General features: G+C 70.7%; 8 protein-coding genes. All 8 read left to right on the top strand.

Features of this window, described 5'->3' with window-relative positions; translation table 11 throughout:
• Positions 1 to 93: 93 nt before the first annotated feature.
• The 8 genes from ABZ098_RS13290 to ABZ098_RS13255 all read left to right on the top strand — a co-directional run bounded on the left by ABZ098_RS13290 (position 94) and on the right by ABZ098_RS13255 (position 11,642).
• Positions 94 to 909, top strand: a complete 816-nt coding sequence (locus ABZ098_RS13290; RefSeq protein ID WP_356590540.1) for a TetR family transcriptional regulator — start codon at positions 94 to 96, stop codon at positions 907 to 909.
• A 315-nt stretch (positions 910 to 1,224) separates the two neighbouring features.
• Complete coding sequence (locus tag ABZ098_RS13285) at positions 1,225 to 2,502, top strand: nucleotide sugar dehydrogenase (RefSeq protein WP_356590294.1); 1,278 nt, start codon at positions 1,225 to 1,227, stop codon at positions 2,500 to 2,502.
• Positions 2,499 to 3,995, top strand: a complete 1,497-nt coding sequence (locus ABZ098_RS13280) for a glycosyltransferase (RefSeq protein ID WP_356590292.1) — start codon at positions 2,499 to 2,501, stop codon at positions 3,993 to 3,995. The genes ABZ098_RS13285 and ABZ098_RS13280 overlap by 4 nt, the downstream gene beginning before the upstream one ends.
• A 100-nt stretch (positions 3,996 to 4,095) precedes the next feature.
• Positions 4,096 to 6,165 (top strand): polysaccharide deacetylase family protein, encoded by a 2,070-nt coding sequence (locus ABZ098_RS13275; protein ID WP_356590290.1) that lies wholly within the window; start codon positions 4,096 to 4,098, stop codon positions 6,163 to 6,165.
• Entirely contained in the window at positions 6,162 to 6,962 is an 801-nt protein-coding gene (locus ABZ098_RS13270) for a hypothetical protein (RefSeq protein ID WP_356590288.1), read from the top strand. The genes ABZ098_RS13275 and ABZ098_RS13270 overlap by 4 nt, the downstream gene beginning before the upstream one ends.
• Positions 6,963 to 7,303: 341 nt before the next feature.
• Positions 7,304 to 8,641, top strand: coding sequence for a crotonyl-CoA carboxylase/reductase (gene ccrA, locus ABZ098_RS13265; protein ID WP_356590538.1), 1,338 nt, complete (start codon positions 7,304 to 7,306; stop codon positions 8,639 to 8,641).
• A gap of 17 nt (positions 8,642 to 8,658) precedes the next feature.
• Entirely contained in the window at positions 8,659 to 10,686 is a 2,028-nt protein-coding gene (locus ABZ098_RS13260) for a protein meaA (RefSeq protein WP_356590286.1), read from the top strand.
• Positions 10,683 to 11,642 (top strand): CoA ester lyase, encoded by a 960-nt coding sequence (locus ABZ098_RS13255; protein WP_356590284.1) that lies wholly within the window; start codon positions 10,683 to 10,685, stop codon positions 11,640 to 11,642. The genes ABZ098_RS13260 and ABZ098_RS13255 overlap by 4 nt, the downstream gene beginning before the upstream one ends.
• Position 11,643 lies beyond the last annotated feature (1 nt).

Here is an 11,643-nt window from a genome sequence, read left to right as displayed (position 1 = left end):
CCGCCCCCGGGACCCGGCGGCGCCCCGCGGGTCCCGGACGGGACAAAACCCGGACACGCGCACCAACCTGCGCACATGCAGTACGTTCGGGTCATGTCCCAGCCCGCCAAGTCGTCCCGTACACCAGCCACGTCCGACGCGCCGGAGAGTGCCGCGGGCAGTCGCGCGGCCGCCCAGCGGCTCAAGATGCGTCGAGAACTGGCCGCCGCCGCGATGGAGTTGTTCTCCACCAAGGGGTACGAGGCGACGACCGTCGACGAGATCGCGGCCGCGGCCGGCGTCGCCCGCCGCACCTTCTTCCGCCACTTCCGCTCCAAGGAAGAGGCGATCTTCCCCGACCACGACGACACCCTGATCCGGGCGGAGGCCGTGCTGAACGCGGCCCCCGCGCACGAGCACCCGCTCGACACGGTGTGCCGCGGCATCAAGGAAGTCATGAGGATGTACGCGGCCCGGCCGGAGATCTCGGTCGCCCGCTACAAGCTGACGCGCGAGGTGCCGACGCTGCGGGAGGCGGAGATCGCCTCGGTGGCCCGCTACGAGCGGCTGTTCACCCGGTATCTGCTCGGACACTTCGACGAGCACGCACATGACGACGACGCCAACGACGACCCCCTGCTGGCGGAGGTCGCCGCGTCGGCCGTGGTCACCGCGCACAACCACGTGCTGCGGCGGTGGCTGCGGGCCGGCGGGCAGGGGGACGTCGAGGCGCAGTTGGACCACGCCTTCGCGATCGTGCGGAAGACCTTCGGGACGGGGATCGGCGCGGGCCGCACCACGACCGCTCAGCCGCCGGCCGACGCGACGGTCTCCACCCACGGCGAGGTCCTGGTCGCGGTCGCCCGCACCGACGCCCCGCTGGACGAGGTCATGCGCACCATCGAGCAGGCGCTCAAGGAGCACTCCTGACGTACGCGTCAAGGGGCCGGTACCGGAAAACCCGGTACCGGCCCCTTTTTCGCGTTCGAGGAAAGGTTTCTTTTCGAACTCTTCGCCAAGGATGACCCAGCTCCTCCGTGATCTTCACCGAAAATCTCTCCCGCGGTCCGACGGCATGGCAGGCTCTCGGATCGTCGGAAACGAAATCCGCGGGCCTGGGGAGGCCGGCGGTCTTGGCGTGAACACCGGAAAAAGCCTCGGGGAAACAGGGGAATGAGGCTCGGTGCGCGCCCTCGCGCAATCCTTTTCTGCCGCCCGCGCGCGGCATTTTCAGGGGGGATTTCCTTGTCCTTTTCCACTCCGCCCGTCGTCGGCATCATCGGACTGGGCTATGTCGGGCTGCCCACGGCTCTCGCCCTGCTGGAGTCTGGTCTCACGGTCATAGGCCTCGACGTGGACGCCGCCCGGCTGGACGCCGTCCGCGCCCACCACGTCGACCTGGTCCCCGAGGACCACCGCAGGCTGCGCCTGCACACCGGTGACGGCCCGGGTGCCGACCGGTTCGTCCTGACCACGGACCCCGCGGCCCTGCGCGCCGCCGAGACGGTCCTGATCTGCGTCCCGACTCCGGTCGACGACCATCTGGTGCCCGACCTGCGGGCCCTGTCCGGCGCCTGCGCCACCGCCGCGGCCCAGGCGGTTCCCGGGCAGACCATCGTGCTGACCTCGACCAGCTACGTCGGCACCACCCGGGACCTGCTCCTCGGCCCGCTGGCCGAGCGCGGGCTGCGGGTGCCCGAGGACGTGAGCGTGGCCTACGCCCCGGAGCGCATCGACCCGGGCAGCACCGAGCACACCCAGAGCACGACCCCGCGGGTGGTCGGAGGGGTGAGTCCGGAGTGCACCCGGCGCGCCGCCGACGTGCTGCGGCGCACCGGCGCCGAGGTGCACGAGGTGCTCTCGCCCGAGGCCGCCGAGATGACCAAGCTGCTGGAGAACACCTTCCGCGCGGTCAACATCGCCCTGGCCAACGAGTTCGCCACCATCTGCGGGGAGCTGGGCCTGGAGGCCCTGGAGGTCATCCAGGCGGCGGCCACCAAGCCGTACGGGTTCATGCCGTTCTTCCCCGGCCCCGGAGTGGGCGGGCACTGCATCCCCTGCGATCCGCACTACCTGCTGTGGCAACTGCGCGAGAAGCGGGTCGCCTCGCCGCTGATCGACACGGCGATGACCGCGATCGCCACCCGGCCGCACGCGGTCGTGCAGCGCGCCCGGGACGTCCTCGCCGACGGGGGCGTACCGCTGCGCGCGGCCCGGGTACTGGTGGTCGGGGTGGCGTACAAGTCGGGGGTGGCCGATCTGCGGGAGTCGCCGTCCCTGGAGATCATGGCCGCGCTCGGCGAGGCCGGCGCCGAGGTGGCGTACACCGATCCGCTCATCCCGTCGGTGTCCGTGGGCGGGCGGCTGCTGCTGTCCGAGCCCGAGCCCGGCGAGCGGGACTGGGACCTGGTGCTGGTCCACTGCGTGCACCCGCGCCAGGACCTGTCGTGGATCGGGGACGACCTGCCGGTCCTGGACACCACGTACCGGCTTCAGGACTTCAAGCACCGGGCGGTGGTATGAGCGTCCAGGCCGAGCGGCCCGCCCCTCCCGGCGGGCCCGAGCCCTCCCCGTTCGTGCCCGGCCAGCGCGGCGCGCCGCGGCCCGGCCGGGCCCGCCTCACCGCGCTGACCGACCGCATGGACCCGGGGGTACGGCACTCCGCGCGCCGCCTGCTCGTGGTGATCCTGCTGCTGCCGCTGCTGCTGATCCTGGCCCACGAGGCGCCCCGGCTGGTGCAGGCCCCTCTGGTCCTCGGGTACGGCTTCCTGGTGCTGACGGTGACGGTCTCCATGCTGTTCATCGCCTACAGCCGCTACGACGACCCGTCCCGGCGGACCCTGCGCGGGCGCCCGCGTCACCTGGACCGCTTCCCCGAGCTGCCCGCCCGGCCCCGGGTGAGCTTCCTGGTGGCGGTGAAGGACGAGGAGGACGGCATCGAGGCGTGCGTGCGGTCGATGGCCGGGAGCGACTACCCGGACCTGCAGATCGTGGTGGTCGACGACGCCTCCACCGACGGCACCCGGGCGGTGCTGCGGCGCCTGGCGCGCGAACTGTCCGTGCGGGTGCTGTACCTGGACCGCAACGTGGGCAAGAAGCACGCCCTGGTCCGGGCCGCCGCGCTCGCGGACGGGGACGTCATCGCCTTCACCGACTCCGACTGCGTGCTCGCCCCCGACGCGCTCCGGCGGTGCGTGACCGCGCTGACGGCGCACCGGGAGCTGGGCGCGGTCAGCGGCCACGCGCGGGCGCTGAACGCCGACGAGAGCGTGCTGTCCAAGGCGCAGGACGTCTGGTACGAGGGGCAGTTCCGGGTCGCCAAGGCCGCGGAGGCGACCTTCGGGTCCGTCTCGTGCGTGTCCGGGCCGCTCGCCGTGTTCCGCCGGGACGCCATTCTCAACTACCTGCCCGCCTGGGCCGGCGACCGTTTCCTCGGCGGTGAATTCCGGTTCGCCACCGACCGGCAGCTCACCGGATACGTCCTGGGCCAGAAATGGAAGGGGCGGAAACTGAAGGCGCAGTACGCCGATTCTCCTTTCGTCACCGAACGGGACCACCCGGAACTGCCGTGGCGCATCGGCTATGTGCAGTCCGCGAAGGTATGGACGACCGTGCCGGCCAGGTTCAGGCCTTTCATGCGTCAACAGGTGCGCTGGAAGAAGAGCTTCATCCGCAACCTGTTCTTCACCGGCACCTTCATGTGGCGGCGCGGACTCGGCCCGGCGGTGCTCTTCTACGGGCACGTCCTGTGGGTGCTGTGCGCTCCGCTGATGGCCGTACGCCACCTGGTGTGGGCGCCGTACCACGGGCTGTGGTTCCTGACCGGGCTGTACTTGGGGGGCGTCCTCCTCAAGGGCGTGGTGTGGGGTCTGGCCTTCAAGGCGGACAACCCCCGCTCCACGCGCTGGCGGTACCGGCCGCTGATGAGCCTGTTGTCGTCGGTGGTGCTGTCCTGGCTGCTGCCGTACTCGCTGCTGACCATCCGGCGCGGCGTCTGGTCGAGGAGGCTGTCATGAAGGCCCTGCGAGCCGTCGGACGGGGGCTGGCCGCGCTGCTGGCCGCGGGCGTCGTCATCGCCCTGTATCTGCTGGTGCTGACCCGGGGGAGCTGGCAGCCGTGGACCGCCCTGTGACCGGGGGGCGGTCCCGCCTCACCGCCCGTCTGCGCCGCGGCACCGTGCGCGCCACCCTGGCCGCCCTGACCGCGCTGGTGCTCACCGTGCCCTTCGTGGTCGCCTGGCGGGTCTACGTCGACCAGCGCAACGTCACCCGCCAGGTGAGCGTGCCCGCCGCGCGGGTCGACGCGGCGACCGCCGCCCGCTGGAAGGCCGTCGGAGCCGGTCTTCCGGAGCGTGCGGCGCCGGTGATCCTCACCTACCACGACCTCAAGCCGCACAGCCGCAGCCGCTACATCGTGGACCCCGCCGTGTTCGAACGGCAGCTCAGTGCCCTGCGGGCGGCGGGCTACCACACCCTCAGCACCGACGAGTTCGTCGACTACCTGCTCGGCGGTCCGGTGCCGCCGCGCTCGGTGATGCTGACCTTCGACGACGGCACCCACGGCCTGTGGACCTACGGGGACCGCATCCTCGCGCGGCACCGCATGAACGCCGTGTCGTTCCTCATCACCGGCAGGGTGGGTCTGCACCGGCCCTACTACCTGTCCTGGCAGGAGATCGCCCGGATGGCCCGCTCGGGCCGCTGGGACTTCGAGGACCACACCCACGACCTGCACAGCCGCACCCGGATCGGTCCGCGGGGCGAGCTGGGTTCCCTGCTCGCCCACCGCAGGTACCTCGCCTCCACCGGCCGTCTGGAGAGCACGGACCACTACCAGCGCAGGGTCAGGGCGGACTTCACCAGTTCGCTGGCCGCCTTCGAACAACACGGCCTGCCCCGGCCCAGCCTCTTCGCCTATCCCTTCTCCGAGTCGGCGAACCCGAACAAGACCTCGTACGTGCGCGACCTGATCGAGCGGACCTTCGTCGCGGCCATGACGGACAAGACGTTCAGTCCCGAGCCGGCGGCCCGCAGATCGGCGGTGCACCAGGAGTACCAGCGGCTGGAGGTTTTCGCGGACACCACCGCCGATGCCCTGCTCGCGCAGGTGGCGGCCCGTACGCCGGTGCCCCCGTCGGGCGATCCGCTGCGCTTCCCGGAACGCTGGACGGGCATCAGCTGGAAGCCGCTCGGCGGCACCGGCGCCCTGACCGGCGAGGGCGTCCGTCCGGGCGCCGGCCGTTACGTGTACGGCGCCTACGCCCCGCACGGCGCCGCCGACTGGGACCACTACTCGGTCACCGCCGGCGTGACCGCCCTGCCCGCGCGAGGCGGCAGCGCCACGGTGTTCGTGCGGGTCGGCGGGGACTCCACGGTCGGGGTGCGTGTCTCCCGGGGCACCGCCCAGATGGTCGGCGGCCGGGCGCAGAACCAGGTGCTGGCCGAGCACGCGCTGACTCCCGGGCCCTCGCACGAGGTCCGGGTGACGGTGGACGGCTCCCGCACGGTGGCGGTCGTGGACGGCCGCCATCGGTTCACCGTGCCGAACAGCAGCGGGGTGCGCGGCACCGGCGGGATCGCCCTGGCCCTGTCGCGGGGGGACACCGGTCCGTCCTGGCCCGCGTTCGGCCACGTGGAGACCGCACCGCTGCCCGGCGCTGCGGCCCCCGCCCGGCCCTTCGACGGCCCCGCCGGCTGGACCGACGGGGACGGCGGCCGCGCGCGGGCGGTGATCGGTGCCGGTGGCGTGCAGCCGATCGGCCCGCGCGGCTGGACCTACGCCGCCTACCGGCCGGGCAGCACCGCGCACTGGTCCGGCTACACGCTGGGCACCCGGCTGACGGGCCTGTCGGAGGAGGGGCTGCACAGCTCGGTCGTGGTGCGCCGCGGCGCCCCGGACCAGCTCACGGTCCGGCTCTCCCGCGGCTGGATCACGCTCCTGTCGGGCCCCGGCGGCCACCCTCGCACCGTGCTCTCCCGCAAGCTGCCGGAAGCCGCGGAGAGGGACGTGCGGGTGGCGGTCGGGGCACGGGCGACGGAGGTCACCGTCGGTGGCGGACTGGTGCGCGCGTCCGTCCCCGCCACGGGCGGCACCGGGGGCATCGCGCTCGGTGTCTACCGGCGGACGCCGGCCCAGCCGTGGCCCGGGTTCGAGGGCTGCGCGGTCACCGGAGGACGTACGGGATGATCCGGCGGCTCGTACGGCGTCGGCGGGCAGGGCTCCTCACCGGGGTCCTGCTCGCCGTGCTGCTGGTGTCGGCGTTCGCGGGCGGCCTGACACTGCGCGCCGCCGGCCGGGCCGGCCCGGCGTCGGAGTTCCGCCCCGAGTTTCCCGAACGGGGCCTGGTCACCAACGAGTTCGCGTACTGGCACCCCGACGCCCCCGGCGCACACCACTCCCCCGACTGGACCATGACCAGCGGCTCGCTGTTCGGGCTCGACGGCGCGGGCTGGTCGGGGCGCCCCGACGGTGAGCGCCCCGACGCCGAGTCCGCCCGGGCCACGGACTCGGCGGTCTTCCGGCTGGCCTCGCGGCGCCGCGACTTCGGTGACACCCGCCTTTCCCTGCGGCTGCGGCTGACGGAGCTGGTGACGACACCGCGCACCCCGGCGCAGCCGTACGACGGGGTCCATCTGTGGCTGCGGTTCCACAGCGAGCAGGAGTGCTACGCGGTCAGCGTGGTCCGGCGGGACGGGCAGGTCGTGGTGAAGCGCAAGACACCGGGCGGCCCGGCCAACGGGGGCACCTATGTGACCCTCGCCTCGGCGTCGGCCACGATCCCGCCGGACGTCTGGACCCCTGCCACCGCCACGGTGACCGATCTTCCGGACCGCCGGGTGCGTCTCACGCTGGAGCTCGCGGGCCGCCGGGTGCTGGACGTGACCGACGCCTCACCGGGAGGTCTGTACGAGCCCGGCGGTGTCGGCATCCGGGGCGACAACACGGAGTTCATGTTCCGTGACTTCACGGCACAGCCGGAATGACACAAACGGGACGAACACCTTACTCGCCGGTAGCTTTGATCGATCATCGCTCATTTGTTACGTAAAGATTTCATCTGAGAGCAATCTCTGGCACTCAGTGCCTTGCACGGTGGCACGCGGTGTCTTACGTTGAGGGAAGTCCGGGCGGCCGGCGTGCAGAGACCATGCGTACGCCGGCTGTCCCAGCAAGTCATCGATTTGCCCGCCCGGACGCCTGCGTCACAGGCAACCTCCCGCGCCACAAAGCGCTGCCGAACAGCATGACCGCCGAACCGACGGCACCGACGTAACCCTCAGCGTCTCCCCTCAAGACGCCATTCGCCGGAGGCAACACCGTGACCGTGAAGGACATCCTGGACGCGATCCAGTCGCCGGACTCGACGCCGGCCGACTTCGCCGCCATGCCGCTCCCCGAGTCGTACCGCGCGATCACCGTGCACAAGGACGAGACGGAGATGTTCGCGGGTCTGGAGACCCGCGACAAGGACCCGCGCAAGTCGATCCACCTCGACGACGTGCCGCTGCCCGAACTCGGACCGGGCGAGGCCCTGGTCGCCGTCATGGCATCGAGTGTCAACTACAACTCGGTGTGGACCTCGATCTTCGAGCCGCTGTCGACCTTCGGCTTCCTGGAGCGCTACGGCCGCACCAACGAGCTCGCCAAGCGCCACGACCTGCCGTACCACATCATCGGCTCCGACCTCGCGGGTGTCGTCCTGCGCACCGGCCCCGGCGTCAACGCCTGGAAGCCCGGCGACGAGGTCGTCGCGCACTGCCTGTCCGTCGAGATGGAGTCCTCGGACGGCCACAACGACACGATGCTCGACCCCGAGCAGCGGATCTGGGGCTTCGAGACGAACTTCGGCGGTCTCGCCGAGATCGCGCTCGTCAAGTCCAACCAGCTCATGCCCAAGCCCGACCACCTGTCGTGGGAGGAGGCGGCCGCCCCCGGGCTGGTCAACTCCACCGCCTACCGCCAGTTGGTCTCCCGCAACGGCGCCGGCATGAAGCAGGGCGACAACGTCCTGATCTGGGGCGCGAGCGGCGGACTCGGCTCGTACGCCACGCAGTTCGCGCTGGCCGGTGGCGCCAACCCGATCTGTGTCGTGAGCAGTCCTCAGAAGGCGGAGATCTGCCGTTCGATGGGCGCCGAGGCGATCATCGACCGCAACGCCGAGGGCTACAGGTTCTGGAAGGACGAGCAGACCCAGGACCCCAAGGAGTGGAAGCGCTTCGGCAAGCGCATCCGCGAGCTGACCGGCGGCGAGGACATCGACATCGTCTTCGAGCACCCCGGCCGCGAGACCTTCGGCGCCTCCGTGTTCGTCACCCGCAAGGGCGGCACCATCACCACCTGCGCCTCGACCTCGGGCTACATGCACGAGTACGACAACCGCTACCTGTGGATGTCCCTGAAGCGGATCATCGGCTCGCACTTCGCCAACTACCGCGAGGCCTGGGAGGCCAACCGGCTCATCGCGAAGGGCAAGATCCACCCGACCCTGTCGAAGGTCTACTCCCTGGAGGAGACCGGCCAGGCCGCCTACGACGTGCACCGCAACCTCCACCAGGGCAAGGTCGGCGTGCTGTGCCTGTCCCCCGAGGAGGGCCTGGGCGTGCACGACGAGGAGAAGCGCGCCCAGCACATCGACGCCATCAACCGCTTCCGCAACATCTGAGACGTCCGGGAGCACAGATGACTGAGCGTCAGAAGGACCGGCCGTGGCTCATGCGCACGTACGCCGGTCACTCCACGGCCGAGGCGTCCAACGAGCTGTACCGGCGCAACCTCGCCAAGGGCCAGACCGGTCTGTCGGTGGCGTTCGACCTGCCGACGCAGACCGGCTACGACTCCGACCACATCCTCGCCCGCGGCGAGGTCGGCCGGGTCGGCGTGCCGATCGCGCACCTCGGTGACATGCGTCGGCTGTTCCAGGACATCCCCCTGGAGCAGATGAACACCTCGATGACGATCAACGCCACCGCCATGTGGCTGCTGGCGCTCTACCAGGTCGTCGCCGAGGAGCAGGGTGCGGACGTCACCCAGCTCCAGGGCACGACCCAGAACGACATCGTCAAGGAGTACCTGTCCCGCGGGACGCACGTCTTCCCGCCGGGGCCGAGCCTCCGTCTGACGACCGACATGATCGCGTACACGGTCTCCCACATCCCGAAGTGGAACCCGATCAACATCTGCAGCTACCACCTGCAGGAGGCGGGCGCCACGCCGGTCCAGGAGATCGCGTACGCGATGTCGACGGCCATCGCGGTCCTGGACGCCGTCCGGGACTCCGGCCAGGTGCCGCAGGAGCGCATGGGCGATGTCGTCGGCCGTATCTCCTTCTTCGTGAACGCGGGCGTCCGGTTCATCGAGGAGATGTGCAAGATGCGCGCCTTCGGCCGCATCTGGGACCAGGTCACGCGTGAGCGCTACGGCATCGAGAACCCCAAGCACCGCCGCTTCCGGTACGGCGTCCAGGTCAACTCCCTCGGGCTGACCGAGGCGCAGCCGGAGAACAACGTCCAGCGGATCGTGCTCGAGATGCTGGCCGTGACCCTGTCGAAGGACGCACGCGCGCGTGCCGTCCAGCTGCCGGCCTGGAACGAGGCCCTGGGCCTCCCCCGCCCCTGGGACCAGCAGTGGTCGCTGCGCATGCAGCAGGTGCTGGCGTACGAGAGCGACCTGCTGGAGTACGAGGACATCTTCGAGGGCTCGCACGTCGTCGAGGCGAAGGTCGCGAAGCTGGTCGAGGAGTCCTTCGCGGAGATCGAGCGGATCCAGGAGATGGGCGGCGCGATGGCCGCCGTCGAGTCGGGCTACCTGAAGTCGCAGCTGGTCTCCTCGCACGCCGAGCGCCGGGCCCGGATCGAGTCCGGGCAGGAGAAGATCATCGGTGTCAACATCTTCGAGACGACCGAGCCGAACCCGCTGACGGCCGACCTGGACACCGCGATCCAGACGGTGGACCCGGCCGTCGAGGCCCGGGTGATCGCGGGGCTCCAGCACTGGCGCGACACCCGCTACCAGCCGCCCTTCAACCACCCGCGCCCCTGCAAGGCGCTGGAGAGGCTGAAGGAGGCCGCCAAGGGCACGGACAACCTCATGGAGGCCACCCTGGAGTGCGCCCGCGCGGGCGTGACGACCGGTGAGTGGGCGGGAGCCCTGCGGGAGGTGTTCGGCGAGTTCCGGGCGCCCACGGGCGTCTCCTCGGCGCCGGTGGCGGTCCCCGCGGAGGAGGGCTCGGCCATGGCCGACGTCCGCCGCCGGGTCGAGGTGACCGCCAAGGACCTCGGCGTCGGCAAGCTGCGCTTCCTGGTCGGCAAGCCGGGTCTGGACGGGCACTCCAACGGGGCCGAGCAGATCGCCGTACGCGCGCGTGACGCGGGCTTCGAGGTGGTCTACCAGGGCATCCGGCTCACCCCGGAGCAGATCGTGGACGCGGCCCTCGCCGAGGACGTGCACGCGGTCGGCCTGTCCATCCTGTCCGGCTCGCACGCCCAGCTCGTGCCGGACGTCCTGGATCGGCTCCGTGTGGCCGGTGCCACAGATATACCGGTGATCGCCGGTGGCATCATCCCGAATGGTGACGCCGAACAGCTGCGGGCAGCGGGAGTGGCCGCAGTCTTCACCCCGAAGGACTTCGACATCACCGGAATCATCGGCCGGATCGTCGACGAGATCCGCACAGCGAACAAGCTCGACCCCCTGGAGGTCCCCGCATGACCGTCAACCGTCTGCGTCCCCGCCGCTCGTGTCTCGCGGTACCGGGAAGCAACCCCCGCTTCCTGGAGAAGGCGCAGGGCCTCCCGGCGGACCAGGTGTTCCTCGACCTGGAGGACGCGTGCGCCCCGCTCGCCAAGCCCGAGGCGCGGCACACCATCGTCAAGTTCCTCAACGAGGGTGACTGGACCGGCAAGACGAGGGTCGTGCGCGTCAACGACTGGACGACCGAGTGGACGTACCGCGATGTCGTCACGGTCGTCGAGGGGGCCGGCCAGAACCTCGACTGCATCATGCTGCCGAAGGTGCAGACGGCCGAACAGATCGTCGCCCTGGACCTGCTGCTGACGCAGATCGAGAAGACGATGGGCCTCGAGGTCGGCAAGATCGGCATCGAGGCGCAGATCGAGAACGCGCAGGGCCTCAACAACGTCAACGAGATCGCGACCGCGTCCCAGCGCGTGGAGACGATCATCTTCGGCCCGGCCGACTTCATGGCGTCGATCAACATGAAGTCGCTGGTCGTGGGCGAGCAGCCGCCCGGCTACCCGGCGGACGCCTACCACTACATCCTGATGAAGATCCTGATGGCCGCCCGCGCCAACAACCTCCAGGCGATCGACGGCCCCTACCTCCAGATCCGCAACATCGACGGCTACCGCGAGGTCGCCCAGCGCGCCGCGGCCCTCGGTTTCGACGGCAAGTGGGTGCTGCACCCGGGCCAGGTCGAGGCGTCCAACGAGATCTTCTCGCCCTCCCAGGAGGACTACGACCACGCCGAGCTGATCCTGGACGCGTACGACTACTACACGTCCGAGGCGGGCGGCAAGAAGGGCTCGGCGATGCTCGGCGACGAGATGATCGACGAGGCCAGCCGCAAGATGGCGCTGGTCATCTCCGGCAAGGGCCGCGCGGCCGGCATGCAGCGCACCTCCAAGTTCGAGATCCCGGAGGCCTGAG

Origin of the sequence: Streptomyces sp. NPDC006335, assembly GCF_040612795.1 — a bacterium.
GTDB lineage: Bacteria > Actinomycetota > Actinomycetes > Streptomycetales > Streptomycetaceae > Streptomyces.
The sequence above is the reverse complement of the archived record's forward strand: the minus strand, read 5'-3'. Positions and strand labels throughout refer to the sequence as shown.

What these genes read in the sequence shown, in the direction of transcription:
- ABZ098_RS13280 (WP_356590292.1), top strand. Translation starts at nt 2,499, where the DNA reads ATGAGCGTCCAGGCCGAGCGGCCCGCCCCTCCCGGCGGGCCCGAGCCC.
- ABZ098_RS13290 (WP_356590540.1), top strand. Translation starts at nt 94, where the DNA reads ATGTCCCAGCCCGCCAAGTCGTCCCGTACACCAGCCACGTCCGACGCG.
- ABZ098_RS13270 (WP_356590288.1), top strand. Translation starts at nt 6,162, where the DNA reads ATGATCCGGCGGCTCGTACGGCGTCGGCGGGCAGGGCTCCTCACCGGG.
- ABZ098_RS13255 (WP_356590284.1), top strand. Translation starts at nt 10,683, where the DNA reads ATGACCGTCAACCGTCTGCGTCCCCGCCGCTCGTGTCTCGCGGTACCG.
- ABZ098_RS13260 (WP_356590286.1), top strand. Translation starts at nt 8,659, where the DNA reads ATGACTGAGCGTCAGAAGGACCGGCCGTGGCTCATGCGCACGTACGCC.